Annotated in this window: 27 protein-coding genes; 10 read left to right on the top strand and 17 right to left on the bottom strand. The window is 42.0% G+C overall.

Annotated features, from left to right (window positions below; genetic code table 11):
- Positions 1-86 precede the first annotated feature (86 nt).
- The 5 genes from JJ692_RS02370 (at position 87) to JJ692_RS02350 (ending at position 5,061) form a co-directional block, all read left to right on the top strand.
- Positions 87-1,712, top strand: a complete 1,626-nt coding sequence (locus JJ692_RS02370) for a helix-turn-helix domain-containing protein (protein WP_206534162.1) — start codon at positions 87-89, stop codon at positions 1,710-1,712.
- 98 nt (positions 1,713-1,810) lie between these two features.
- Positions 1,811-2,776: an iron-hydroxamate ABC transporter substrate-binding protein gene (locus tag JJ692_RS02365; protein WP_206534161.1), complete on the top strand. Its 966-nt coding sequence runs from the start codon at positions 1,811-1,813 to the stop codon at positions 2,774-2,776.
- 94 nt (positions 2,777-2,870) lie between these two features.
- Positions 2,871-3,605, top strand: coding sequence for an alpha/beta hydrolase (locus JJ692_RS02360; protein ID WP_024424046.1), 735 nt, complete (start codon positions 2,871-2,873; stop codon positions 3,603-3,605).
- A gap of 72 nt (positions 3,606-3,677) precedes the next feature.
- On the top strand, positions 3,678-3,824 hold the full coding sequence (locus JJ692_RS02355) for a YycC family protein (protein ID WP_064498621.1): 147 nt from the start codon (positions 3,678-3,680) through the stop codon (positions 3,822-3,824).
- 22 nt (positions 3,825-3,846) lie between these two features.
- Positions 3,847-5,061 carry a CynX/NimT family MFS transporter gene (locus JJ692_RS02350; RefSeq protein ID WP_206534160.1) on the top strand — a complete coding sequence of 405 codons (1,215 nt, stop codon included), beginning with the start codon at positions 3,847-3,849 and terminating at the stop codon, positions 5,059-5,061.
- A gap of 39 nt (positions 5,062-5,100) precedes the next feature.
- Here JJ692_RS02350 and rplI read toward each other — a convergent pair whose 3' ends face one another.
- From rplI to JJ692_RS02335, 3 genes are read right to left on the bottom strand one after another with little or no spacing between them, the layout of a single operon-like run.
- The gene (gene rplI / locus JJ692_RS02345) at positions 5,101-5,550 is read right to left on the bottom strand and encodes a 50S ribosomal protein L9 (protein WP_008359128.1); all 450 of its coding nucleotides are present in this window, start codon (positions 5,548-5,550) and stop codon (positions 5,101-5,103) included.
- Positions 5,547-7,526, bottom strand: a complete 1,980-nt coding sequence (locus JJ692_RS02340) for a DHH family phosphoesterase (RefSeq protein WP_048238316.1) — start codon at positions 7,524-7,526, stop codon at positions 5,547-5,549. Before JJ692_RS02340 ends, rplI begins: the two co-directional genes overlap by 4 nt.
- A gap of 30 nt (positions 7,527-7,556) precedes the next feature.
- Positions 7,557-8,495 (bottom strand): YybS family protein, encoded by a 939-nt coding sequence (locus tag JJ692_RS02335; RefSeq protein WP_073208191.1) that lies wholly within the window; start codon positions 8,493-8,495, stop codon positions 7,557-7,559.
- Between the two features lie 303 nt (positions 8,496-8,798).
- On the opposite strand from JJ692_RS02335, the gene JJ692_RS02330 reads away from it, so the two are divergent.
- Positions 8,799-9,725 carry a manganese-dependent inorganic pyrophosphatase gene (locus JJ692_RS02330; protein WP_024424048.1) on the top strand — a complete coding sequence of 309 codons (927 nt, stop codon included), beginning with the start codon at positions 8,799-8,801 and terminating at the stop codon, positions 9,723-9,725.
- Positions 9,726-9,780: 55 nt separating this feature from the next.
- On the opposite strand, the gene rsiV is transcribed toward JJ692_RS02330, so the two are convergent.
- The 3 genes from rsiV to JJ692_RS02315 form a co-directional block, all read right to left on the bottom strand.
- Positions 9,781-10,635 carry an anti-sigma-V factor RsiV gene (gene rsiV / locus JJ692_RS02325; RefSeq protein ID WP_073208192.1) on the bottom strand — a complete coding sequence of 285 codons (855 nt, stop codon included), beginning with the start codon at positions 10,633-10,635 and terminating at the stop codon, positions 9,781-9,783.
- The gene (locus JJ692_RS02320; protein ID WP_073208195.1) at positions 10,636-11,130 is read right to left on the bottom strand and encodes an RNA polymerase sigma factor SigV; all 495 of its coding nucleotides are present in this window, start codon (positions 11,128-11,130) and stop codon (positions 10,636-10,638) included. It lies immediately after the preceding gene.
- Between the two features lie 147 nt (positions 11,131-11,277).
- Positions 11,278-11,937 (bottom strand): aspartate/glutamate racemase family protein, encoded by a 660-nt coding sequence (locus JJ692_RS02315; RefSeq protein WP_206534159.1) that lies wholly within the window; start codon positions 11,935-11,937, stop codon positions 11,278-11,280.
- Positions 11,938-12,021: 84 nt separating this feature from the next.
- Here JJ692_RS02315 and katX point away from each other — a divergent pair, with 84 nt between their 5' ends.
- Positions 12,022-13,632 carry a catalase KatX gene (gene katX / locus JJ692_RS02310; protein WP_406846203.1) on the top strand — a complete coding sequence of 537 codons (1,611 nt, stop codon included), beginning with the start codon at positions 12,022-12,024 and terminating at the stop codon, positions 13,630-13,632.
- A 49-nt stretch (positions 13,633-13,681) separates the two neighbouring features.
- Here the strand turns inward: katX and wrbA are convergent, their stop codons facing one another.
- The 10 genes from wrbA to JJ692_RS02260 form a co-directional block, all read right to left on the bottom strand.
- Positions 13,682-14,296: an NAD(P)H:quinone oxidoreductase gene (gene wrbA, locus JJ692_RS02305; protein ID WP_034283654.1), complete on the bottom strand. Its 615-nt coding sequence runs from the start codon at positions 14,294-14,296 to the stop codon at positions 13,682-13,684.
- Positions 14,297-14,368: 72 nt separating this feature from the next.
- Complete coding sequence (locus tag JJ692_RS02300) at positions 14,369-14,977, bottom strand: alpha/beta hydrolase (protein WP_206534158.1); 609 nt, start codon at positions 14,975-14,977, stop codon at positions 14,369-14,371.
- On the bottom strand, positions 14,974-15,924 hold the full coding sequence (locus JJ692_RS02295; RefSeq protein WP_206534157.1) for a ring-cleaving dioxygenase: 951 nt from the start codon (positions 15,922-15,924) through the stop codon (positions 14,974-14,976). Before JJ692_RS02295 ends, JJ692_RS02300 begins: the two co-directional genes overlap by 4 nt.
- Positions 15,925-16,135: 211 nt before the next feature.
- Positions 16,136-17,653 carry an osmoprotectant update ABC transporter permease/substrate-binding subunit OpuFB gene (gene opuFB, locus JJ692_RS02290; protein ID WP_206534156.1) on the bottom strand — a complete coding sequence of 506 codons (1,518 nt, stop codon included), beginning with the start codon at positions 17,651-17,653 and terminating at the stop codon, positions 16,136-16,138.
- Entirely contained in the window at positions 17,646-18,611 is a 966-nt protein-coding gene (locus JJ692_RS02285) for an ABC transporter ATP-binding protein (protein WP_151863287.1), read from the bottom strand. Before JJ692_RS02285 ends, opuFB begins: the two co-directional genes overlap by 8 nt.
- A 203-nt stretch (positions 18,612-18,814) precedes the next feature.
- Positions 18,815-19,054, bottom strand: a complete 240-nt coding sequence (gene rpsR, locus JJ692_RS02280; RefSeq protein ID WP_008359105.1) for a 30S ribosomal protein S18 — start codon at positions 19,052-19,054, stop codon at positions 18,815-18,817.
- A 40-nt stretch (positions 19,055-19,094) separates the two neighbouring features.
- Positions 19,095-19,637, bottom strand: a complete 543-nt coding sequence (gene ssbA / locus JJ692_RS02275) for a single-stranded DNA-binding protein SsbA (protein ID WP_007497456.1) — start codon at positions 19,635-19,637, stop codon at positions 19,095-19,097.
- A 36-nt stretch (positions 19,638-19,673) separates the two neighbouring features.
- Entirely contained in the window at positions 19,674-19,961 is a 288-nt protein-coding gene (gene rpsF / locus JJ692_RS02270; protein WP_024424058.1) for a 30S ribosomal protein S6, read from the bottom strand.
- 108 nt (positions 19,962-20,069) lie between these two features.
- A complete protein-coding gene (ychF, locus tag JJ692_RS02265) occupies positions 20,070-21,170 on the bottom strand; it encodes a redox-regulated ATPase YchF (RefSeq protein ID WP_024424059.1) in 1,101 nt (366 codons plus the stop codon).
- Positions 21,171-21,386: 216 nt separating this feature from the next.
- Positions 21,387-21,593: a DUF951 domain-containing protein gene (locus JJ692_RS02260; RefSeq protein ID WP_008347561.1), complete on the bottom strand. Its 207-nt coding sequence runs from the start codon at positions 21,591-21,593 to the stop codon at positions 21,387-21,389.
- Positions 21,594-21,888: 295 nt separating this feature from the next.
- Here JJ692_RS02260 and JJ692_RS02255 point away from each other — a divergent pair, with 295 nt between their 5' ends.
- Positions 21,889-23,208, top strand: a complete 1,320-nt coding sequence (locus JJ692_RS02255; RefSeq protein ID WP_044333164.1) for a phage hydrolase — start codon at positions 21,889-21,891, stop codon at positions 23,206-23,208.
- A 15-nt stretch (positions 23,209-23,223) separates the two neighbouring features.
- Positions 23,224-23,634 carry a hypothetical protein gene (locus tag JJ692_RS02250; protein WP_133744940.1) on the top strand — a complete coding sequence of 137 codons (411 nt, stop codon included), beginning with the start codon at positions 23,224-23,226 and terminating at the stop codon, positions 23,632-23,634.
- Between the two features lie 25 nt (positions 23,635-23,659).
- Here JJ692_RS02250 and JJ692_RS02245 read toward each other — a convergent pair whose 3' ends face one another.
- Positions 23,660-24,715 carry a YkvI family membrane protein gene (locus tag JJ692_RS02245; RefSeq protein ID WP_133744941.1) on the bottom strand — a complete coding sequence of 352 codons (1,056 nt, stop codon included), beginning with the start codon at positions 24,713-24,715 and terminating at the stop codon, positions 23,660-23,662.
- 72 nt (positions 24,716-24,787) lie between these two features.
- Between JJ692_RS02245 and yyaC the strand changes: the two genes are divergently transcribed.
- Positions 24,788-25,414 (top strand): spore protease YyaC, encoded by a 627-nt coding sequence (gene yyaC / locus JJ692_RS02240; protein ID WP_044333170.1) that lies wholly within the window; start codon positions 24,788-24,790, stop codon positions 25,412-25,414.
- The last annotated feature ends 4 nt before the right edge of the window (positions 25,415-25,418 follow it).

The following is a 25,418-nucleotide window of genomic DNA, read 5'->3' as shown; positions in this document are numbered from 1 at the left end:
ACAGAATAAACATCACCATCTTTCAGCTCTTTCTGCTACAATTTAATTGAGAATGTTTATCAACTAAAAAGAGATCAGGTGGTTTTATGGGAAACAATAATCAATTACGTACGTTGGCAAATGCCGAACAATTCATCTATCGATTAACAGATACTGAAAAAATAAATAATGCAGAGCTTCCACATACGGAGCAGCAGCTATCAGATACATTCTGCCTCCTCTTCAGCATAAGCGGCAGCGGTTTACTCACATTGAACGATCAAAAATGGCGATTGAAACATCTGACACTCTATACGATCATGCCTGGGGAAACATTTATGTTGAAAACAGAGCCTTATCAAAAACACGAGCTCTACCTTTTTCGCTTTCAGCTCTACACGCTGCAAAATCAAAACATAGGAGAAGTATCAACGGAACATGCCCGTTCTTTACTGAATAAATGGCAATTTATCGATATTAGTTTAATTGAACACATTCATTCTTTACTGTCCGATATGACAGAGGAATGGCAAAGACCTGAATCTATTAGCTTTTTTAGAAGCCAAACTCTTTTCCAACAGCTTATTATGCAGCTTTTTACACTGCATAAAGAAGATATTTGTGACACGACACATGCCCTTTTCAAAACAAAACAATATATCGATCAACATTCCGAAGAACCCCTCAGCCTGACAAGTCTATCTCATATGGCTGGTATCAGCGCCAATCATTACAGTGAGCTATTTAAAAAGCATTTTGATGTGAGTGTCACTGATTATATCACCAAGAAAAGGATGGCTAGAGCCAAACAATTAATGGCAAAAGGCAACGCAAAGCTCAAAGACATTGCACTTGAAATCGGCTATCAAGATCCGTATTACTTCAGCCGCATCTTTAAGAAAAAAACGGGCATGACCCCTTCTACTTATATGAAAAGCCGTCAGCGGAAAATTGCAGCCTATGGCCATTCCATACTCGGCCAGCTCACACCCATTCATATCATCCCATATGCTGCTCCCCTTCACCCAAAATGGACAGCACATGATTTTGAGCATTATGCAGAAGAAATTCCGATTCACCTGAGTGCACATCGGATCAACGAGCACGCTGAAGCCAATTTACAGCTATTAAAGGAAACAAAACCTGAGCTGATCATTGCCAATGATCATGTGACAGAGGAAGAAAAACAAGTGTTAAAAACCATCTGCCCTGTTCACTTTGTTCCATTCACACAATTGGATTGGCGCACTCAATTTAGACAAACAGCTACGTTCCTAAACGAAGCGAACGAAGCAGAAGAATGGTTGATTCATTACGAGGAACTCGTCAATCAAGCGAAAAAGGCATGCCTTTTTGATCATCCACCAAAAACCGTCCTGCCTCTTCGTATCTTTCAAGATCAGCTCTATTTGTCTGTGAATCGCACCATGTCAGAAGTAATTTTTCAAGACATTAGCCTTCTGCCAGCTTTTCAGAATGATGGTCAGCTAATAGAAAAAAAAATCAGCATTCGCTCTATACAACAGCTAGATCCAGACGCCATCTTCCTCTTCCTGCATAAGGAGCCAAAAACCATTGCTTTTTATCAAAAGTTAAAGCAGCAGGCGTCTTGGCAAAATCTCAAGGCTGTGACGCAGCAAGCCGTCTATCCGCTCACTTCTGACCCTTGGCGTGAATACACAGCAGCCAGTCATCAACGAGTCATTCAGGACCTTTTATCTTTTTTTCCGTAAAAAGTCCATCCTTTGACAGAGATTTGTCTATGGATAAAAGGACGAAAGCCTAATACAATCTTTAATTGAGAACAATTATCAGTTAAAGGAGAAAACAAATGAAAAAATGGTTCGCATTGCTTATCCTTTGTATCATGACGGTCACCGCAGCAGGCTGTGGTGCTGCAGACAATAAACCTGCTTCAAACACAGCCAAAAGCAAGTCAGCTGAAGCAACAGAAACAAATATCAACTACTTAGATCAAACGTACAAACTCAAAACGCCAGTGAAACGAATCGTCATTGCTGGAAGCCTTGAATCAATGGAAGATGCAAAATTACTTGGTATCGAGCCTATTGGTGCTTCTACTGTAGGCGGCACATTCCCTGAATTATTTAAAGACATCACAGCGAAAACGGAAGGCATCGGTGAAAAAACAGAACCGAACCTAGAAAAAATCCTAAAACTAAAACCAGATGTGATACTTGGATCAACAAAGTTCCCTCCTGCAACAATTAAAAAACTAGATAAAGTCCAAACGACGATCCCAGTATCACATGTCTCTTCCGACTGGGAAAGCAATCTTTTATTACTCGGTGAATTGACTGGAAAAAGTGAAGAAGCGAAAAACATCATCTCTGATTATCAGAAAGATCTCAAACAAGCGAAAGAAACCCTGAAAGAAAAAAGCAGCAACAAAACAGCTGTCATTTTGCGCATTAGACAGGGCGACTTGTACGTGTACCCTGAAGACGTATACTTCAACTCTACCTTATATGGGGATTTAGGATTTAAAGTACCAAGTGATATCAAAAAAGCCAAAGCACAGGCATTGATTTCATTGGAGCGCCTAGGAGAACTCAATCCTGACTATATTTTTGTTCAGTTCTCTAAAGAAGAAAACTCATCGAATCCAAATGCATTGAAAGACTTAGAGAAAAATAAAATTTGGACAAGCCTAAAAGCTGTGAAAAATGGGCACATCAATGAAAATGCCGTTGACCCTATGCTTCAAGGAGGAACAGCACTAAGCAAAACAACCTTCCTTGACAAGGCTGTCAAATGGTTAGATCAAAACAATTAAAAAGATGCGTGATCAGATGGTTGACAAAGGGCTAAAATGTTTAGCCCTTTGTCTTCTTTTCAACGCAGTTGAAAACCGTTAGGAGAGGATACACATGAACGGAACGTTTCTATATGACGAGCTTAACGGGCGTCAGCTTGATATTTACCTTCCGCAGGACACCTCTATTGATGTCCCAGCTGTCTTTGTACAAGATGGCTCTTCTTTGTTTAGAACACACCTGCTAGAGATCGAAAGAATGATCGAAACCAAAACCATCTCACCAATTATCATCGTCGGCATACACCCCTTCAATCGACTTGACGAATATACACCATGGAAGGCGTCATCACTGCGATCTGGGTTCCCTGACTTTAAAGGCGAGGCACAAACGTATGTGTCATTTTTAGCGAATGACTTGCTCCCATATATCAAAAGAGAATATCCAGTTCAAGAGACCTGTCATGAACATAGCCACGTAGGTGCTTCATTAGGCGGGCTGTTTGCTATTTATACTTTATTCATGCACCCTGATCTTTTTAAAAACATCGCATCGATCTCCGGGTCATTTTGGTATCAAGATTTTCTACCGTTCGCTAAACAACAAAGCATTCAGTGTGTGAATCACTTTATTTATTTGTCTGTAGGCAGTGAAGAAGGGAAAGGAAAAACATCTGCTCAACAGCACATGCCTTTATTCAACAAACAACTGCATGATCTTTTATTACAGAAAGGGATGCAAGAAAGACAGCTGCAATATCACATCGAACAAGGGGAGGGGCATCATCTGAAACAATTTCAAAAAAATTTCTTATCGGCCCTAAAGTGGTTTTATCAAAGAGAACGCTAATTTTTTATCAGCATAGCGCAAAGCCGATATGATATATTGGAACGTATAGATTGAAAGAGGAGGGATTTGCGCATGAGACCTTTACAAATCTCAGCCGATACCGCACAAAAGCTTGCTGCATCACTCAATGTACCGTTAGAACAAATTATGCATATGCCGCAGCATATCTTATTAGCTAAATTAGCGGAGCTTGAACAGAAGAAAGATCGTTCTTCTTAAAGAAATAAAGGAGTTTACATTCATGGAACAACAACTAGAAAAATCAACATTACATCCTCGCAGTACAGGACAAACCATCCTGCTGATTGCTGGAATTCTGCTTATTGCATTTAATCTTCGGCCTGCCATTACATCCGTTGGCCCTGTGATCGGCGCGATTCGCTCCGATTTACAGCTTTCAAATGGACTGGCGGGTTTTCTCACGACATTACCACTGCTTTCATTCGCATTGCTTTCTCCAATTGCCCCTAAAATCGGAAAACGACTTGGCAATGAACGAACCCTCTGGCTTGGACTTGCTGTCCTTCTCTTTGGGATTGTGATTCGCTCGTTTGGCACCATCACCTTCTTAATGATTGGCACGGCGCTGGTCGGCGTTGGAATTGCGATTTGTAATGTGCTCTTACCGGGGCTTGTGAAGCATAAATTTCCTGCACATGCAGGTTTGATGACAAGTGTATATACGACTTCAATGTCCGTCTTTGCTGCACTTGCATCAGGTGTCAGTGTTCCGCTCAGTCATACGATGCCTGGCGGCTGGAATACATCATTCCTTGTATGGGCTGGACTTGCCCTTCTCGCCATGATGGTTTGGGTGCCGCAGCTTCTTCATCAGAATACAGCGGCCGTCAAAAGCATCTCGCTCACAGAGCAGCCGATATGGCGTTCACGTGTTGCATGGCAGGTGACCTTTTTTATGGGTTTGCAATCATTCCTTTTCTATAGCAGCATCGCATGGTTTCCTGATATCTTAACATCACATGGAATGAACCTGTCGACAGCTGGCTGGATGCTGTCCATTATGCAGTTTGTTGGGCTGCCATCCACCTTCTTAACGCCCGTTTTTGCAGAAAAATTAAAAACGCAAAGACCGCTTGTCGCCGGCCTTGTCCTTGTGTATTTACTCGGCATGATCGGACTTCTTCTCGGAGGATCGACGCCTATTCTTGTCATCTCTGTTCTATTGATCGGCATTGGACAAGGGGCCAGTATCAGTCTTGCCCTCACATTCATTGGATTACGTACAACCAATATGGAACAAGCAGCTGCCCTCTCTGGAATGGCGCAGTCTCTCGGTTATTTATTAGCTGCTGTTGGGCCGTTCATGATTGGAATCCTTTTTGATTCCACACAGACATGGACACCCGCGATTATCATCTTTATTGTCATCCTATTTTTCATGTTTTTATCCGGTATGCGTGCCGGACGCAGCGTCTATATTTCAGATCCTTCATAAAAAAGAACCCGCCTCCTCGTGAGACGGGTTCTTTTCTGCTTATGCCTGCTCTGTCACATGTACCTTTAACGTTGCTTGTACCTCTGGATGAAGCTTTACCGGTACATTTGTATAACCTAACGCACGGATGGCGTCATTCAGCTCGATTTTGCGCTTATCGAGTTTAATTTGATGATCTTTTTGCAATTTATCAGCGATTTGTTTGCTTGTAATTGAGCCAAACAAACGGCCGCCTTCACCTGATTTTGCAGTGAGTTCCACTGTTAACGCCTCAAGTGTTTCTTTTAATTGTTTTGCTTGTTCAAGCTCTTGGATGGCATTCTTTTTCTCTTTGTTTTTCTGCCCTTCCAATGCGCTTAGGTTCGTTGGAGTTGCTTCAACAGCTAACCCTTGTTTGATGAGAAAGTTGTGAGCGTATCCGTCAGCTACATTCTTGACTTCGCCTTTTTTCCCTTTGCCTTTTACGTCTTTTAGAAAGATGACTTTCATCTTTGAACCCCTCCTTCGAAATATTCGTCTATGGCAGCCTTTAACTTCCCTACCGCTTCTTCAATGGTTATACCATAAATCTGGGTAGCAGCGTTAGTCAAATGACCGCCGCCGTCTAATGCTTCCATAATAATTTGAACGTTGATATCCCCTAATGATCTAGCACTAATGCATACTGTGTCGTCATCTCGTCTAGCGACAGCAAATGACGCTTCTACCTCACTCATTGACAACAGGGAATCAGCCGTCTGGGCAATCGTAATTTGATCATAATACTCCGACCTGTCAGATGGCAACGAAGCAATGGCCACCTGATTTTGATACAGCTCTGTATGCTGAATGAGTTTTGCTCGTTTGATGTAATGATCGACTGTTTCTTTTAAGAATTTTTGCACAAGGACAGGATCTGCTCCCTTTGCACGAAGGTAGGATGCTGCATCGAACGTTCTTGACCCCGTTCTCAGGGAGAAACTCTTCGTATCAACGATGATCCCAGCCAGAAGCGCAGTCGCCTCAATCATGTTAATCCGCAATTTCTTCGGCTGATACTCTAAGAGCTCTGTCACAAGCTCTGCTGTAGATGAAGCATACGGCTCCATATAAACAAGTAAAGGATCACGGATAAATTCCTCGCCTCGTCTATGATGATCAATGACCACGACGTTTTCAATCTTATTCAGCAGTCGTTCCTCCATGACGAGAGACGGTTTATGTGTATCCACGACCACAAGCAATGTGTCATCCTTTGCAAGCTCCATTGCTTCCTCTGGTGTGATAAAACGTGACCAAAGCTCTTCATAATTCTTAATTTCACTAATTAAGCGTTGAACACTGTCGCCAATCTGGTTGGCATCAATGACAATATAACCTTCTTTTCCATTGGCCTGGGCAACCTTTAAAATCCCAATGGATGCACCGATTGAGTCCATGTCTGGGAACTTATGCCCCATGATCATGACATTACCGCTTTCAGATACAATTTCTTTTAAAGCATGAGAAATGACCCGTGCGCGTACGCGTGTCCGTTTCTCCATTGGATTTGTTTTTCCACCGTAGAATTTCACTTTTCCATTCGGCTGTTTAATGGCGACCTGATCCCCGCCTCGTCCGAGGGCAAGGTCAAGACTCGACTGCGCAAGTGCTCCAAGCTCTTTCAAAGAAGGAACGGAGGCACCGATCCCGATACTCAGAGTGAGCGTCGCACTATGTGCCCCTGTTTTCTCACGGACCTCGTCTAAAATGGAAAACTTCGACGCTTCAAGCTCAGCTAAAATGCTCTCATTTAGAACCGCCATAAATCGTTCAGACGAAATTCTCTTCAGAAAAATACCGTATTCTTGTGCCCAATTGTTGAGCAGAGACGTCACTTCACTATTAATCGCGCTGCGCACTTGATCATCAAGTCCCTGCGTGACATCGTCGTAGTTGTCTAAAAAGATATAAGATAACACCGTTCGTTCATTTTCGTACTGTCGTTCAATCTGTACCTGCTCCGTGACATCAAAGAAATATAAAAGGCGCTCTGACCGTTTAATAATGACTTTGAATTTCCGGTCATTCAGCGTCACATTTTCGGTCTCGACCTCTTGTTTAATAAGAGGCACAATGGACTCGAATGTATCGTACAAGGATCTGCCGACAAGTGTGCTTTCATGAAAGCATGAAGCGAGAAACGGATTGGTCCATTCGATATAATACTGGTCATTAAACAGCATAATACCAATAGGCATCTCCATTAATGCTTCTTCTCCAACCTTTTTGACTCGATAGGATAATGTTGAAATATATGAATCAATCTCTTTCTGCACTTGCGTATCTGCCCACTTTAAGAAGTAGAGCACACCTGCAAGGACGAAAAGACCAACTGCTCCTATGATCCAATTGAAATAAAGGTTGAGGAGGACTGTGATCACCGCAAGAACAATTAACGCGAAGATCGGATACTTGATGACAGGTTTTCTATAGAAGCTTGGCACTGATATCAACTCCTCAACATTCAGAGTGAATTATTTGTTTTTTACTTTTTCTCTTAAATCAAAGCCTATGTCAGCAATCCCTATAATTCGCACAATCACACCGATCGGCGGAAAGAAAACCGTTAACACGACAGCGAAAATGGGTACCGCTTTTGAGATGTTTTTTTCGTGGCAATAATAGAAGAGAAAAGAAAATCCCTGAATAAGCACCAGTATAAATAAAATTTGAAACGCACTCGTTTGAACGAGCCATAAAAAGCTGCCTTTTTCCGTCTGAATCAGCATCAAAAGCAATGTGAGTAAATAATACCATACCATGCTTTTTGGCAGCCGCATATCCTTAAATTTCTTCAAGGACGGCATGTCTTTGACAAACCGTTTGATCAGAGGCTGCACGAACCAGTGATTCACGAAAGCCATCAGGGTGACCAAAATCAATAACGCTACAGGTAAAGCACTTAATGCCGTATCCTGCATCTCTTTAAACTGTTTGAGCTGTTTGGCTATGTCCTTTTCAGAAGCCCCGGATTGCTTTAAAACACTCTCTACCATCGGCATCATTTGCTCAATTGACTCTTTCGCGATACTCATGATATCGATCTGAAAAAGCTGAACACTGACAACAAAGGAGATGAGAAAACTGAACAAATAGATCAGCGCACCTGTAATGATGGCATTCCCGGGCTGCCTTCTGCTGTAGAAAACACCCATGCCTAAACCGACAGCAATCAGAATAGGTGCACTCATGAGTCCAGTTATAGACCCAATTAAAAAGCTGATCACTATGCCAATAGCGCCAGCAGCAATTCCCTTTTTCAAGCCGTGTCTGATTGTATAGAGAATGATTGGAATCGGAGCAGCTAGAAAGAAAATAATGGATAATAGCGGCACATACAAATAAAACAGCGTCATGACCGCGAAAATACTGATCATGATTGCGCCCTCTACTAACGCTTTTGTTTGTTTCACACCTTCACCTCTATCCAATCCTTTTGTCTATATCTTGCTCAATGTGTACTTCTATGTATACGTATGATGTCAGCTCCATCATGTCTTGCCCCAACCTTTATTTTACCATAGCGGTAAATCTCAAGTAAAATGCAGGCTGTCCTGGGAGCGTTTCACGTGGAACACCGATATGGAATGGCATATGCAAGTTTTCAAACAGCATGTTACAATTTTTTAGATTATTCTTAGCTATAAACCCTGAATTCAAGGTCAAAAGCTGTTAGAATAGAAACATCATCAATAAATGTAAGAAGGAGAATTCACATGGGAAAAACACTCGTATTCGGACACAAAAATCCTGACACAGACACGATTTGCTCTGCTATTGCTTACGCTGATCTGAAAAACAAAATCGGCGTTCAGGCAGAAGCCGTCAGACTTGGAGAAATTAATGGAGAAACACAATACGCATTAGATTTCTTTAAACAAGAAGCACCTCGTTTCATTGAAACGGCTGCAAACGAAACAAAGCAAGTCATTCTTGTCGATCATAACGAATTCCAGCAAAGTGTAAGCGATATTGATCAAGTACAAGTAACTGAGGTCATTGACCACCACCGTATTGCCAACTTTGAAACAAGTGAACCTCTTTACTATCGTGCAGAGCCTGTAGGCTGTACAGCAACGATCTTAAACAAAATGTATAAAGAAAACCAAGTGACGATTGAAAAAGAAATCGCTGGTTTGCTTTTATCTGCGATCATTTCTGATTCCTTACTATTCAAATCCCCAACATGCACACAGCAAGATATTGATGCTGCACATGAGCTTGCAAAAATCGCAGGGGTAGATCCAGAAGTTTACGGCCTAGACATGCTGAAAGCAGGCGCTGATCTAAGCCAAAAAACGGTTCAAGAATTAATTACACTTGATGCAAAAGAATTCGCACTAGGCAAAAGTAAAGTGGAAATTGCACAAGTCAATACAGTAGATATCGCTGAAGTGACAGCAAGACAGGCTGACATTGAAGCAAAAATTAATGAAGTCATTGCAGCAAAAGGTCTTGATCTATTTGTTTTAGTCATCACAGACATTTTAGAAAATGACTCCCTTGCTCTTGCACTAGGTGCAGAAGCAGCAAAAGTAGAAAAAGCATTTAACGTCACGCTTGAAAACAACACAGCTTTACTAAAAGGTGTTGTATCAAGAAAGAAACAAGTCGTACCTGCACTGACAGACGCACTTTCTTAATAAAACACGACAAGACTGCTGAATCATTCAGCAGTCTTTTTTGTCTATATTCTTTTTAATGAATATACATATCACTAACGAGAACATCCTTTAGCACACTTGTTGGGATCGTAAATTCAACAACACCCATGTAACCAGGAGCCACATCATATTCATTAAAGGAAATCACAAGCTTTCCTTTTGAATTGATATAGAAGTTTTGATCCGGCTTAATTTTCTTAAATGGATCTGTTTCTTCCTTGCCAATCCAGTATATTTTGTCTGAATCCTCTTTCATCTGTTTCTTCATTTGTTCTTTAATATTTTCACTAATCACATCAATATAACGATCATCTTTAAACAGGCTTGGTAATGTAATGAGTACATGGTTTTTCTTATCAACCGTATCATACGTCATTTCCTCTGCCGCAGAAGCCTGAGTCGTCACCTTGTATCGGCCTAGTGAAAGGATTTGATCATTGTTCGTTCTCACTTCATAACCGCTCTCAACACTTAAATGACCATTTTTATAACCCTTTGTTTCCTTTTCAAAATCTTGATACAGCTTTTTGTTTTCAGCTAAATATTTTTGATTCAGGCTGTCTTGTAATGTTCCGTCCCCAAGTCCTGAAACGTGTGGTGTTTTGAGATCAATATTCGTTCCTTGATCGCTCTTTTTAAATTCTGTAAACGTTACGACTTTCACCAGCTCGCCAATGACAGGCACCTCTGAAATCGCTCTTGCTGCCTGTGGACTGACATTAACCGTTGTAACAAAAAGAGCTGCCGCCGCAACAAGCCCTATGGTCCATTGCTGAAAATGAGGTTTTTTATTTTTTCTTTTTAACGTTCGTTCAACCATCGCATCATATTCCGGTGGAATAGGAATTTCTAAATATTCATCTTTTAAATGTTCCAAATACTTATCCATTTATATTTCCTCCTGTGATAATTCTACTTTTAAAAGCCGCAGCGCCTTATATAATCTTGTTTTAATGGTGTTTTCATTTTCATCGAGAATCTGGGCGATGTCCTCTAGTTTTAAATCTTCAAAGAATCTCAAAATAATGACGACTCGATACATCTCAGGCAAATCCTCTATAGCCCGTTTGACGTCTTGATCCTCGTATACATCTGATTCACCCTGAGATAAGAATTCAAGCGTATCATCATCTGTCACCTGCACCCGCTTCTTCTTTCGTAAAAAGTCTAGGGCAGCGTTCACCACGATTTTATAAAACCAGCTATGCATCTTGCTCGCATCCTCTAATCGGTGAACAGATTTGAGTGCTTTATGAATGGCCTCCTGAACAACATCCATAGCATCTTCTGGGTTTTTGACATAACTATAGGACAACCGATAAAAACTGTGTTTATGTTCCATGACGTAATCCGCAAATTGATCGTCTATTTTTCGTTTCTTCATTTTACAAAGAGCTCCTTTATCTTAAATGCGCATCTGTTATTTCTTACATTGGATAGACGCGCACCTTTTGAAAATAGTTTGCGCTCGATTATTTTTTAACATGTCTCGCATTTACGTTCCTATACAAAAAGAGCGAACCTAATGGGTTCACTCCTTCCAAGCGGATAGTGTTTGATGGACAAACTGTTTTAGTGGAGAAAGCGGATGAATGATAGAAACGCCTGTCTCCCGCTCCACCTGCTTTGCCGCATGAACCATCGAAAGCTGCATCACGCAAATGTCTCTCCCTTTTTGCTTCATACATCTTCTCAGCTGCTCCTTGATTTGTTCATCATAAGCTTGCATATCACCGTTTAGGCAGAGATGAAAGACATCCTCCATCACAACCATTTCTACTTCAACCTGTTTGCCCCTCTCTGTGGCATATGATTCAAGCCGCTGCATCGTCCCTTCCACTGTATCTGGGTTGGAAAACACCAGTTGAAGAGGCCTTTGTTTCTCACAAATCAGCTCAAATAACGGTTCATCGATCGGAACAATCGGTTGTTTAAAAAGGTGCTGCTGATCACCCAAAGCGGCAATGTATTGTGTACACGTGAGCAGAATGAGATCGGCTTCACTTTCTTGTTTTAATCTGTTGATAGCATACATTTGCTGCTTGTGTTGATCAAATGCAGGATCTTGTGTCGCGCGTTCTATAAATGATGAATCGACCCTGTGATGCAAATCAACATCTATATCACCAAAAACATCTTCTATATATGATTGATTGGATGGATGGGCGTGAAGGCAGTGTAATCGAATCATCTGGTTTGCTCCTCGTGAAAGTTTTCAATCATTATATCAATCCTTGTATGAAACAGGGAGCAACATGACCATATTGTTAGGGAGATATTGAAGGAGGGATTCGAATTGAAAGAAGATCAACAGCCTAAATCATCTTCAGAGTCAGAAGAAACCTTAACGAATCGGCAAGGTCATCCCGTAACAGATAATCAAAATATGAGAACTGTTGGGAATAGAGGACCCACTACGCTTGAAAACTACGATTTCCTAGAAAAAATCAGTCATTTTGATCGTGAACGCATCCCTGAACGTGTTGTACATGCACGCGGTGCCGGAGCTCACGGTTACTTTGAAGCCTACGGCACATTCGGGGATGAACCCATCTCCACCTATACGAGGGCAAAATTGTTTCAGGAAAAAGGGAAAAAGACGCCTGTTTTCGTTCGTTTTTCTTCTGTGATTCACGGCGGTCATTCGCCAGAAACATTACGCGATCCGAGAGGGTTTGCGATTAAATTTTATACAGAGGAAGGCAACTGGGATCTTGTAGGGAACAACCTGAAAATTTTCTTTATTCGAGATGCTTTAAAGTTCCCTGATTTGGTTCATGCCTTTAAGCCTGATCCTGTCACCAATCGTCAGGACGGCGAGCGTATTTTTGATTTTGTCTCACAATCACCTGAGGCGACGCATATGGTGACATTTCTCTTTTCACCATGGGGCATCCCAGCTACATACCGGCACATGCAAGGCTCAGGTGTCCATGCGTACAAATGGGTCAACCATGAAGGAAAAGCGGTGCTGGTTAAATATCATTTTGAACCGAAACAAGGCATTCGCAACCTGACCCAAGAACAGGCGCAAGCGATCCAGGGAGAAAATTTTAACCATGCCACACAGGATTTATATGAAGCGATTGAGCAAGGAGATTATCCTGAATGGGAGGTATATGCACAGATCATGGAAGATGATGCCCACCCTCACCTCGACTTTGACCCGCTAGACCCGACAAAGCTTTGGTACAAGGATGACTATCCATGGAAACCAATCGGACGGATGGTATTAAACAAAAATCCAGAAAACTATTTCGCAGAAGTCGAGCAGGTTGCCTTTGGGACTGGCGTACTCGTAGACGGTTTAGATTTCTCAGATGATAAATTGCTTCAAGGCCGTACCTTCTCCTACTCTGACACGCAGCGATATCGTGTAGGGCCAAACTATTTACAGCTCCCGATCAATGCACCGAAAAAGCATGTCGCCACCAATCAGAGAGACGGTCAAATGGAATACCATGTCGATCAAGGCAAAGGCCAAAATCCCCATGTGAATTATGAGCCATCGATCCTCGGAGGATTAAAAGAAGCCAAACAGGATGGAAAGGATCATACGCCTTTTGTAGAGGGTGAAGTCAAACGAGAAGCCATTGACCGCCCAAACAATTTTGGACAAGCGGGAGAAACGTATCGCCGTTTTAATGATTGGGAGCGTGAGGAACTGATTAAGAACTTAGTCAATACTCTTGCGACATGTCAAAAGGACATTCAAGACCAAATGATTGAAAACTTTACAAAAGCAGACCCCGATTACGGAAAGCGTGTCGCTGACGGCTTAAAAGCCTTTAAACAAGAACAGCCAAGTGGACCTATCGGCTCTACAGGTGCTGCTCAAGCCGTGGACGAAGCCATCAACAACAGCACACCATCAGATCCTTATTAATGAAAAAAAGAATGCAGCGGCGAGGCTGCATTCTTTTTGTATACATCTATTAAGCGTTTTGACCTTTTTTGATCCATTCTGCCACATTGACTGTACGTTTTGCCTGATGTTTCACAGCTGCTTCTGCATCCTCTTGGATTTTTCCATTTTGGTCAACAGTGACACTTACGCCATAAGGGTTGCCCCCTGCACCGTATAAGGAATCATCTGTGTATCCAGGAGCGGCAATAATGGCTCCCCAGTGGAACATCGTCGTATATAGGCTGAGAACCGTCTGCTCCTGTCCGCCATTTGCGTTTTGAGCTGAAGTCATCGCGCTGACTGCTTTGTTTGCCAATTTACCTTGGAACCACAAGCCGCCTGTTGTATCTAAGAACTGCTTCATTTGAGCTGGCAGGTTACCGAAACGTGTCGGCATGCTAAAGATGATGGCATCTGCCCACTCTAAATCACTTAATTGAACCTCTGGCACATCCTTTGTTTCGTCTAAATGTGCTTTCCATGCTGGATTTGAAGCGACAACTGCTTCTGGTGCCAATTCAGCAACCTTTAATACTTTGACCTCTGCGCCAGCTTCTTTTGCTCCAGCTTCAGCCCATTTCGCCATCTGATAGTTTGTACCTGTTGAACTATAATAAATAATCGCTAATTTTACGTTTTCCATTTGTTCCAGCTCCTTTTGTTTGTTTTGCCCAAAAAGCTTCTGTAAAAATCCCACCTGTATTCCCCACCTTATTTAAAATTGACGACGATACCATAAAGCCGCAGCATCGACTTCTTCTCTCGTTAGCTGATGTCCGCGATTTTCCCAATGAAGTGTAACCGATGCGCCTGCACTCTGGAGCAATTGCTCCAGCTCCTGTGATTCCTCTGGACGGCACATTGGGTCATTTTCACCAGCTGCTATAAAGACTTGTTTCCCCGCTAATGAAGGCAACGAACCCCCGCGTCTTGGAACCATTGGATGATGCAGGATAGCTCCTCTTAAAGCATCCCCATAATGGAATAACAAGCTTCCAGCAATGTTTGCCCCATTGGAATATCCGATAGCCACCACATTGTGACGATCAAACCCATATTCATCAGCTGCTTCGCCGATAAATGTATATAGTTCCTCTGTACGCTCAATCAAATCCTGCTCATCAAATACACCCTCTGCCAAACGTCTGAAAAAACGCGGCATGCCGTTTTCTAATACATTCCCTCTCACACTAAGAACAGATGCATCAGGATCTACTATCTGTGCAAGCGGCAATAAATCTTCTTCCGTCCCGCCAGTTCCATGCAGTAATAACAGCACAGGTTTTTGTTCATTCTTTCCTTTTCGAAAAAGATGCTTCATCATGAATCTCCTTTCCCTTTAACTTCTCTCACTTCAATTGGCAGTACAATTTGTTCAATCTGACTGCGCTGCGTCTCATATTGCGGTGGCAGTTTCAATGCTTCACCCATTGTTTCCACTGATTCATCGTGTGCAAACCCTGGAGGATCAGTAGCAATCTCAAATAATATGCCGCCAAGCTCTCTAAAATAAATAGCATTAAAATAATTTCGATCTTGCACAGGTGTCACTTGATACCCGCTTTGTGCAATATGGCTTTGCCAATCTAATTGGTCCTGATCATCTGTTGCTCTCCATGCAATATGGTGCACAACTCCAACACCCATACGTCCTCGTGGAACAGGTGTGATGTTCACATCAATGACATTGCCTATTTCACCAAACGAACGGAATCTCACATAGTCTCCTTCTTCTCCGACTCGTTCAAGTCCCATCGTTTGCTCTAGCAGCTGCATTGTTTGCTCCGGATGCGAAGTTAATAAAACAGCTCCGCCAAATCCTTTAATGGCTACATCTGGTGTGACACCATTAAATGTCCACTCGTTTTGCTTTCCTTCCGCACGCTCTACTAGCTCAATCAATAAGCCGTGTGGATCTTCAAATGAGAGAAAAGCTTCACCAAAGCGTTCAACCATTTCATAAGAGACATTAAACTGCTCAAGACGATCCTTCCAGAAAGAGAAAGCGCCTGTCGGTACGACATATGTCGTCACGCCCACTTGCCCTGCACCAATTTGACCTTTTTGTGCCCCCGGCCAAGGGAAAAACGTAATAATTGTCCCTGGAGAGCCGCCTTCATTTCCAAAATATAAATGGTATGTGCCCGGATCATCAAAATTCACGGTCTTCTTCACAAGACGAAGTCCTAAAACACCTGCATAAAAATCAACGTTCTCCTGAGGATGACCCACAATTGCTGTAATATGGTGAATTCCTTCTGTTTTTTTCACTTCTAATGACCTCCTATTTGAAGTAACAAGCCTTTATTCATTATGTCTTTACTAATGTCTTTATATTATCTCGAATTCGAGATATTAGATTAAAAAAATATATTTATCTCGAATTAAGGATATGATGTTTTTAAGTAAAAGTCAATGATTTTTGTTTTTCTTTTAAAAAAGCAGAGCTGCTTTGCATGAAACAGCTCTGCTTTTCCTTGGATTATTGCAGCAATTTTTTCTTTTTTAAATAGGCTTTCGCTACCTGAAATGCATCCTTCCCCTTCACATTGACTTCATAATTCATTTCTCTCATCTCATCGTCTGTGATTTGACCCGCAAGCTTATTGAGAGAGGTCTCAATCTCAGGGAATTCAGTTAATGTCTCCTGCCTGAGCAGCGGTGCTCCTTGATATGGCGGGAAAACATGCTGATCATCATCAAGCACCTTTAATTTGTATTGTCTCAATTCACTGTCTGTCGAATACGCATCGACCAAATTGATATCCCCTTTCTGAATCGCTCGATAGCGAAGCTTCGGCTCCATCGTTACGACATCATCAAAGGAAAATTGATAGGTCTTTTGAATGCCTCGATACCCATCCTGACGATCAGAAAATTCTAAGGTGAATCCAGCTTTTATGCGGTTTTTGATCTTACCTAGATCTGAAATGTTGGACACTTCATATTGATCAGCCAGTGACTGCGGCACGGCTAAAGCATACGTATTGTTGTATGCCATGGGCTCAAGAAGGCGAAGCTGAAAGGACGATTCCAATCCACGCCGCGCTTGCTCATACACTTTTCTTTTATCTGTGCTTTTTGCTGTTTCTTTGAGGAATTCAGAAATCGCTGTACCCGTAAACTCAGGATAAATATCGATATCACCAGAGCGTAAAGCCTGGAAAACAAAGGACGTCTTACCAAGACCGGGCTTCAGGTTCACTTGAATATCTGTATCCTGTTCAATTAAAAGCTTATACATCGAGATCAAAATCTCAGGCTCTGATCCTAACTTCCCGCCAATGGTGATTTCCTTCTTTCCTTGCTGAAACAGCACGGGGGCAGCGACAACAGCTCCTGCAATCAGAGTAAAAACAGTCACAGAGATCACAGTCTTTTTAAAGGAAATTTTCTCAAAGGTACGCAGCACCACATCAAATAGTAGAGCGAGTAAGGCAGCTGGTATCGCACCAATGACAATGAGAGACATATCATTTCGATCAATTCCCAGCAAGATTAAGCTTCCTAATCCCCCAGCCCCGATCAGTGCTGCCAGGGTGGCGGTCCCCACAATGAGTACCATCCCGGTTCGAATACCCGCCATGATGACTGGCATAGCAAGAGGAAGCTCTACCTTTAATAACCGTTTGCGATGATTCATCCCCATGGCCTGTGCCGCTTCTCTCAGAGAAGGATCAACCTCCTGAATGCCTGTATATGTATTTCTTAAAATAGGGAGTAGGGCATAGACCACAAGCGCAATAATCGCAGGTACTTGCCCAATCCCCACGAGAGGAATCAACAAGCCAAGAAGTGCGAGCGACGGAATCGTTTGTAAGACGGCCGTCACCCCGATGACCCACTCCGCTAACTTTGGAACCCTCGTTAAATAGATACCTAATGGAATAGCAATCAAAATCGCTAAAAATAAAGCAATAAAAGAAATTTGAATATGCTCAAGTAAGGCGTGTCCCAATTGTTCTTTGCGTTCCCATAACACACGGGTCCAATCATTCATGTGACTCGCCCCTCTCTTTAGGAGAATCAGCTAAATACTGAATTACTGCTTGACGATTCACTAGTCCAATCCGCTCTCCATTCTTTTCAACAGCCAATTCCTCGTGCTTTGCCAATTGAGACAAGACTTCATCCAGTGAGGCATGTGCTGAGACCGCCTCATAGGGTAAAAGAGCTTCGTGGGCTATCGGTTGTGCCAAGATTTCCAGCTCAAAAGCTTGATGTCCCACATGGCGGGCAGCCCCTGAAACAAACTCCTGTACAAAGGCATTGGCTGGATGTTGAACCAATTCCTCAGGACGTCCGATCTGCACTACTTTTCCTTCATTCATCACACAAATCCGATCACCCAGCTTCATAGCTTCCTGCATATCATGCGTCACAAAAACAATGGTTTTTTGTATACGGCGCTGCAAATCAAGCAGATCAGCCTGCAATTTCTCCCTCGTTAGTGGATCTAACGCACTAAAAGGTTCATCCATCAGGACGATCTCAGGATCAGCTGCAAGTGCACGCGCCACACCGACACGCTGCTGCTGTCCACCAGAGAGCTCTGCTGGCTTTCGATGCCGATACATAGCAGGATCAAGCCCGACCATCAACATGAGTTCATCGACACGCTGATTGGTCTCATTCCGGCTCCATTGTTTAAGCTCTGGCACCACAGCAATATTTTCTTCTATGGTCATATGAGGAAAAAGCGCAATTTGCTGCAAAACATAACCGATATCCCAGCGCAGCTCATACATATCATACTCACTTATTTTTTGACCCTTTATGTAAATCTCACCTTCTGTAGAAGAAATGAGACGATTGATCATTTTCAATGTCGTCGTTTTCCCGCTACCACTAGGTCCAATCAATACAAAAAACTCACCTTTCTGAATCTCCAAATCAACGGATTGAACGGCATAGCGCTCATCAGAAAATTGCATCGATACCTTTTTAAATTCAATCATCTTCCCACGCCCTGACTGCAATTATTTTCTAGACTATCAATATGACAGATCAACCTCATATTTGTATAGAATAAACTGTCACTTTTACATACTTCCCTTCGGTTGACTGTCAAAAACAACTCTAGCAAAAATAGATGAGATTCACAGTGAGGAAAATAAAAAAAGCGAAGAGCTCGGGGCTCTCCGCTTTTTAAGTCAACGACTTACTCACCAGTAACGTATGGAAGTAATGCCATTTGACGTGATCTTTTGATCGCTAAAGTCAATTTACGTTGATACTTAGCGCTAGTTCCTGTTACACGACGAGGTAAAATTTTACCACGCTCAGAAACAAACTTTCTAAGAAGATCAACATCTTTGTAATCGATGTGCGTGATACCGTTAGAAGTAAAGAAACATACTTTACGACGTTTCGCACGACCGCCTCTGCGTCCACCTGCCATTTGTTTTCACACCTTTCCTTTAGTCATTTTTTCAGATCAATTAGAATGGCAAATCATCATCGGAGATGTCAATCGGTTTACCATCGTTCGCAAATGGGTCATCATTAAAGCTATTTCCCTGATTACGATTTTGGTTGTTTTGATTGCCATATGGATTTTGACTTGGTTCATTTCCAAATGGATTCTGATCGTTTTGGCTACCGCCATAATACTGGCCTCCGCTATTGCCACCGCCGCTGTATCCACCTGAACCAGCACCGCCGCTCTTAGGCTCAAGAAATTGAACACTTTCAGCTTGAACCTCTGTCACGAAGACACGCTGTCCTTGCTGATTTTCATAGTTTCTTGTCTGCAAACGACCGTCTACACCGGCAAGACTTCCTTTTTTCAAGAAATTAGCCACGTTCTCGGCTTGTCTTCTCCAAGTAACACAGTTAATGAAATCGGCTTCACGCTCTCCAGATTGATTCGTAAACGTACGATTCACAGCTAGAGTAAACGTGGCTACAGCCGCACCATTAGGCGTGTAGCGAAGCTCAGGGTCTTTTGTTAGTCTTCCGACCAATACAACACGGTTTAGCATATTGAAAGACCACCTTTAAATATATATTTCAATGATTTATACTTCTTCTTTAACAACAATGTGGCGAATGATATCGTCACTGATCTTAGCTAAGCGGTCAAATTCTTGAACTGCTGCAGCGTCAGATTGAACGTTTACGATTTGGTAGAAACCGTCACGGAAATCGTTGATTTCGTATGCAAGACGACGTTTACCCCAATCCTTTGTTCCAGTGATCTCCGCACCGTTAGAAGTTAACACGTTATTGAAACGCTCGATAACTGCTTTTTTAGCCTCATCGTCAACTGTTGGGCGGATGATGTACATAACTTCGTACTTTCTCATCTGATTGCACCTCCTTTTGGTCTAAGCGGCCCTAAACGGGCAAGGAGCAATAAATTATATTACTCACAATTGTATATTATAACAAATTACTTGGCCTATGACAAGAACCTATACATTAAAACGGAAATGAATGACGTCTCCATCTTTCACTACATATTCTTTACCTTCTAGACGAACCTTTCCTGCTTCTTTAGCAGCAGACATGCTTCCGCCAGCTAGTAAATCCTCATACGCAACCGTTTCAGCACGAATAAATCCACGCTCGAAGTCTGTGTGAATGATTCCAGCACATTCTGGCGCTTTCATTCCTTTTTTAAATGTCCAAGCACGTACCTCTTGCTCACCTGCTGTGAAATACGTAGCTAATCCTAGAAGAGAGTAAGATGCTCTAATTAGCTGATCAAGACCTGACTCATTAATACCAAGCTCTTCAAGGAACATTTGCTTCTCTTCTCCTTCAAGCTCTGCAATTTCAGACTCGATCTTCGCACAAACGACGATAACTTCAGCGTTTTCACCAGAAGCAAACTCACGGATTTGCTGTACATATTCGTTGCCCTCATGATCCGCTACTTCATCCTCACTCACATTTGCTACATAAAGAACTGGTTTAGATGTGAGTAAATGAAGCTGTTTCACAAGCTTTTGCTGCTCATCAGTAAATTCTACAGATCTTGCCGATTTCCCAGCTTCAAATGCGTTCATTAGCTTCGACAAAATCTCAAATTCAGCTACTGCTTCCTTGTCCTTTTGTTTTGCAAGCTTACTCACACGAGCTAAACGCTTTTCAACTGTTTCTAAATCAGCCAAAATCAATTCGAGATTAATCGTTTCAATATCTGCCACAGGATCAACCTTACCAGCTACGTGTGTAATGTTATCATCTGCAAAAGCTCTAACCACGTGACAAATTGCATCTACTTGTCGAATATGAGAAAGGAATTTATTCCCTAAACCTTCACCTTTAGATGCACCTTTGACAATACCCGCAATATCAGTGAATTCGAAAGCAGTGGGAACTGTCTTTTTCGGCTGCACCAATTCTGTTAGCTTTTGTAAACGCTCGTCAGGAACTTCTACAATTCCGACGTTTGGATCAATAGTACAAAACGGATAGTTAGCAGACTCCGCTCCAGCCTGTGTAATTGCATTAAATAGCGTTGACTTCCCGACGTTAGGTAAGCCAACAATACCAGCTGTTAAAGCCATTCTTTCATCTCCTCTATATCAAACGTGCTCGTTATACTGCGTAATATGAACCTAGAGCAATTATAAGTAGGTTTACATGAAAAGACAAGCTAACCATCATGCATTTTCAATAGAAGAAACATCGTCAAAAAGAATAAATCAATGCTTCAAAACGAGAAAATGCACCTGGCTTTGCTATAGAAAAGACAAATTTAATAAAAAAAGCATGAGGCCTACTTAAGCAGTTGGCTCCTCATGCTTGACGAGAATTTTCTTCATTTTTCGTTCAAAATCTCTTCTTGGGATCATCACGCTGTGTCCGCAGCCTTCACATTTAATACGGATATCCATGCCCAAACGAATGACCTTCCACCGATTGGCACCACATGGATGGGGCTTTTTCATTTCTACAACATCATGTAACCCAAACGCTTTGTCTGCCATCAGCCTTCACCTCTCCTTGCTCACTTCATTGAATCTATTGTACAAAAAAACGGCGATGAAGGGCAATGCACAAAACAAAGAGTCTCTTTCAATCGTTCATCCTATTCTTTTTTAGAGAAAAAACCCTCCTTTTAGATCATTTTATTTGTGACCAATAGTTACTTAAACTCCGTTTTTTTTCAATATTGTCACAAACACTGTAGGTCAAAAGGTTTTTATTGGTAGAACGCGGTGGTTTTTCCATATTTTTTGATTTATGATATCTGCATAAATGTTATGTGAGGGAGCAGGTACGATGGTCAATCGAAAGGATAGATTAACTGATAAAGAATATAAAATCATATCCGATCATGCTGGAAATATCGACAATTACCAGCAGCACCATACGATAGAAATAGGTCAGCAAACACTCACTGTCCACGATTTTCTAAAGATCGACCAAAAATTATATGGTTTAACGATGCAGCCGGAACAATCAGATGAATTCATCGTCGCTTTTCACTGTCCGCTGCCACATCAAATGAGGGTGACATCTAAGCAAGATGTACACAATGCGGCACAGTCATTGCTCAAAACAGACTATGCCTATCCAATTGAAAGAAAGTCCCTTGACGGCAATCAAGACCATGTCTTTTTTAAAGGGAAGGAATACATAGAGAAAGTCTGTCAGAAGCATCCGAATGCAGGTATCCATCTCACTGGACAAGCACTTGCCGGTGCTGTTTGTGCTTATGTTGCAACAGAACAGCCAGCTGTCAAAAAAGCCGTTACCTTTGACAGCCCAAATATATGGAGTATCCTGTCGCCTTCGATTCAGCAAAAGGCGCAGCAAGGTCAATATAAACGCATGTTGACTGAATATATTCAGCCTAGTCATTACGTCGGTTTACTCAATCGTCATGATCAAGGAGTTGGGCAAGTCAAGTACACCGTACCGCCACGGCAGCAAGACTCAGTCCAAGAATCCGTTAAATACAAAAAAAGGGAAATTGACACCTTTTTAAAATCAGCTTTTGCATCTATGAATATAGAATGGAACGAATCCTTTGATACAAATGCTTTTTTAGCTCTCGTTTCAGGTGAATTCAAAGCAAATGGATATTCATTCCATCCGAATGGATCTGCCCGTATTTTAGATGAACAGCTTGATCATAATACAAGTTTTACAGCCATGCTGCTGCAAGAAATTCATTCTGGACGTGCATATGCACAAAGCGGACTTGAAATTATCATAAAATCCCATTTACTAAAAAATTCATCCTATGATCTGCAAAGCATTATTGAACATGAAGTGCACACTGTATTTGAAAAAATCGATGGAATGGATGAAAGTGTAAAAGACGCCGTCCATCATGTAAAACAAGAGCTTAAAGGACTCGTAGGCTTTGGCCACTATGATTTATTAAGTCATAGTGATGTGGAAGCACTGGTAGACGAAGTGAGGATGGAACAGTCGCATTCCTCCTTTTATTCACACGAAAAACAGCTGAATGCCTTGTACACCCTGAGGGATTACGAACAAGAGCTTTCTGCTCTTTCAAGACATATGTACACAATGGGTGATGACTACGCCAAGGCAGATAGACGCCTTGCAATGCAAATGGGTATTCATTAAGAAAGGAGTCATCGCATGATCAATCAAAATAAGCCTCCTAGTGACGCCCAGCGTTTCTTACAAAATGTGAGTGCCCGCCGCTCCATGTCTGTATTCGAAAATCAATCGGCACCACACACACAAACACAGTCTCCAGAAGAAATTGCCGCCATTCAGGCCATGCGCAGAGAAGGACAGCGAAAGGATCTAAAACGGCTGCTCAAAATGCGGCTGCACGACGAATTAGCAAATACTCGCGTGCACTTGGAGTATCAATTGGCTAAAACAGAAGACATAATAAACCAGACGACCATTGTCAAACAACACATTTCCCAGCATTTAAAGGGACAGGCCATTTCAGAATTAGAGGATCGCCTCCAGCGTCTCAAGCAAATGCCTGTCTATGATGATATCAAAGAAGCGATTGATTCAATTCAGATCAAATAAGCACAGCTCTAAAAAAGAGAGGTGCTTATTTTGTTTTATCAATATAATTTTTGGGACAAGAAAATATCTTTTTACTTAAAATCGGATACAGCATTAAACAGACGAGCAAATAAAGATTCAACAAACTATAAATTGGATACAAGAAAGCAATCAAATCAGCAAATCCAAGAGATGTTAAAGGAGCCATCAAAAGAAGCATCACCAATACAACCAGCCAGCGGGGCATTCGTACAAAAGAAAGCATCCGGCTTGATAATCCAAATAAACCTGCTGCCGTCGTCGTATAAATTGCTAGACAAAGGACAACGGTCATAAACACAAACAAAGAAGTCGGCGCCCCTTCTAATACTGTAAACAAAGGAATTCCTTCTGATGAAAGGCTTCCAGAAATATCAACTAGTATTTCGTTATACACATACGAGATGACACCAAAAATAAGACCGCTTAATATACTCGCCACTTTGGCTTCCCCGAGCCCCTTCATTTCTTTCCCAACCGAAGACAGCACTGCCACAACAGATAATATATTCAAAGAAGCAAAGACAATGCTGGCAGGCCAATTGTACTGCTGCCCAAAATCAATCCGCCACACATGATCATGATTCATATAATAAAAAACAAACGCATAGATGAGCCCCGCCACCAAAATTGGTATAATGAAAGCATTCACAGATAAAAGCCCTTTCACATCCCAGAAAAAAATCATAAATGAAAACAAACAAAACGCGCCGATGCCAATCCAAAAAGGCACATGATACATCTCAAGAGTCACACCGCCGCCGGCAATCATGACCGTCGTTGTCGTGAATAAATATAGGACAATTAACACGTCATACACCTTAGCCAGCCACGGACCGACAAGCCGTTCCAGCACTGGAACAAAGTGATCGGCACGCACCTCATAACTGATTTTTAACACCACATAGGTAGACAGCATAAACATCAATGTAAACAGTAGAATGGCTAGTCCGCTATCAATGCCAAAAAACTGCCAAATTTCCTGGCCGGAAGCATATCCCGCTCCTATTAAGCTTCCTAAAATTAAAAGCGTCCACCTTGAACCAGCCTTCCACACAATCATCACCTCATAGGTATAGAATTAAGCTTGTTTCCGTATACTGATACTAACTACTATGACAAGGAAGTGAGACCTATGAATAGCAAGAACGGTCTTTTTTTTAGAAATAGGGTAAAAGAATACGTGTCCCATACGGATACAAACGCCATTCAACAGCTTAAAAGTATTTTATTCTCGCATCTTCAGAAAGCAGGAAAAAGACCCGTTGCCATCGTCTGTATTGGAACAGACCGCTCAACTGGCGACTCTCTAGGTCCACTTGTTGGTACAAAGCTTTCAGGTCTAGATTTGAAAAAGCTTCATGTATATGGAACACTCTCTGACCCAGTGCATGCGGTCAATTTAAAAGAAAAACTCGCTGAAATTGAACAAGCTCATAAACACCCGTTTATTGTAGCGGTTGATGCCTGTTTAGGAAGAGTGAAAAGTGTCGGTTCCTTCCAAATTGGTGATGGTCCGTTAAAGCCTGGAGCTGGTGTGCAAAAGGAGCTGCCAGAGGTAGGAGATATTCATATTAATGGGATCGTCAATGTGAGTGGTTTCATGGAATACTTCGTCCTCCAAAACACACGTCTTCATCTTGTCATGTCTATGGCCAATATACTTTCTGAAAGTCTATCTCACATTGACCAAATGGATTGGACGAGAGAAAAAAGCCGGTCTCTCTTCACCCCTATTCAAAATATCACTGGGAGAATATAAAAAA

It is taken from the genome of Bacillus sp. 3a, assembly GCF_017161885.1.
Taxonomy (GTDB): Bacteria; Bacillota; Bacilli; order Bacillales; family Bacillaceae; genus Bacillus; species Bacillus safensis.
This window is presented reverse-complemented; position numbering and strand designations above follow the sequence as displayed.

Bases quoted from the DNA above. Each gene is read 5' to 3' on its own strand.
- JJ692_RS02370 (WP_206534162.1), top strand. From the start codon at position 87: ATGGGAAACAATAATCAATTACGTACGTTGGCAAATGCCGAACAATTC.
- JJ692_RS02365 (WP_206534161.1), top strand. From the start codon at position 1,811: ATGAAAAAATGGTTCGCATTGCTTATCCTTTGTATCATGACGGTCACC.
- JJ692_RS02360 (WP_024424046.1), top strand. From the start codon at position 2,871: ATGAACGGAACGTTTCTATATGACGAGCTTAACGGGCGTCAGCTTGAT.
- JJ692_RS02355 (WP_064498621.1), top strand. From the start codon at position 3,678: ATGAGACCTTTACAAATCTCAGCCGATACCGCACAAAAGCTTGCTGCA.
- JJ692_RS02350 (WP_206534160.1), top strand. From the start codon at position 3,847: ATGGAACAACAACTAGAAAAATCAACATTACATCCTCGCAGTACAGGA.
- rplI (WP_008359128.1), bottom strand. From the start codon at position 5,550: ATGAAAGTCATCTTTCTAAAAGACGTAAAAGGCAAAGGGAAAAAAGGC.
- JJ692_RS02330 (WP_024424048.1), top strand. From the start codon at position 8,799: ATGGGAAAAACACTCGTATTCGGACACAAAAATCCTGACACAGACACG.
- rsiV (WP_073208192.1), bottom strand. From the start codon at position 10,635: ATGGATAAGTATTTGGAACATTTAAAAGATGAATATTTAGAAATTCCT.
- JJ692_RS02320 (WP_073208195.1), bottom strand. From the start codon at position 11,130: ATGAAGAAACGAAAAATAGACGATCAATTTGCGGATTACGTCATGGAA.
- JJ692_RS02315 (WP_206534159.1), bottom strand. From the start codon at position 11,937: ATGATTCGATTACACTGCCTTCACGCCCATCCATCCAATCAATCATAT.
- wrbA (WP_034283654.1), bottom strand. From the start codon at position 14,296: ATGGAAAACGTAAAATTAGCGATTATTTATTATAGTTCAACAGGTACA.
- JJ692_RS02300 (WP_206534158.1), bottom strand. From the start codon at position 14,977: ATGATGAAGCATCTTTTTCGAAAAGGAAAGAATGAACAAAAACCTGTG.
- opuFB (WP_206534156.1), bottom strand. From the start codon at position 17,653: ATGAATGATTGGACCCGTGTGTTATGGGAACGCAAAGAACAATTGGGA.
- JJ692_RS02285 (WP_151863287.1), bottom strand. From the start codon at position 18,611: ATGATTGAATTTAAAAAGGTATCGATGCAATTTTCTGATGAGCGCTAT.
- rpsR (WP_008359105.1), bottom strand. From the start codon at position 19,054: ATGGCAGGTGGACGCAGAGGCGGTCGTGCGAAACGTCGTAAAGTATGT.
- ssbA (WP_007497456.1), bottom strand. From the start codon at position 19,637: ATGCTAAACCGTGTTGTATTGGTCGGAAGACTAACAAAAGACCCTGAG.
- rpsF (WP_024424058.1), bottom strand. From the start codon at position 19,961: ATGAGAAAGTACGAAGTTATGTACATCATCCGCCCAACAGTTGACGAT.
- ychF (WP_024424059.1), bottom strand. From the start codon at position 21,170: ATGGCTTTAACAGCTGGTATTGTTGGCTTACCTAACGTCGGGAAGTCA.
- JJ692_RS02260 (WP_008347561.1), bottom strand. From the start codon at position 21,593: ATGGCAGACAAAGCGTTTGGGTTACATGATGTTGTAGAAATGAAAAAG.
- JJ692_RS02255 (WP_044333164.1), top strand. From the start codon at position 21,889: ATGGTCAATCGAAAGGATAGATTAACTGATAAAGAATATAAAATCATA.
- JJ692_RS02250 (WP_133744940.1), top strand. From the start codon at position 23,224: ATGATCAATCAAAATAAGCCTCCTAGTGACGCCCAGCGTTTCTTACAA.
- JJ692_RS02245 (WP_133744941.1), bottom strand. From the start codon at position 24,715: ATGATTGTGTGGAAGGCTGGTTCAAGGTGGACGCTTTTAATTTTAGGA.
- yyaC (WP_044333170.1), top strand. From the start codon at position 24,788: ATGAATAGCAAGAACGGTCTTTTTTTTAGAAATAGGGTAAAAGAATAC.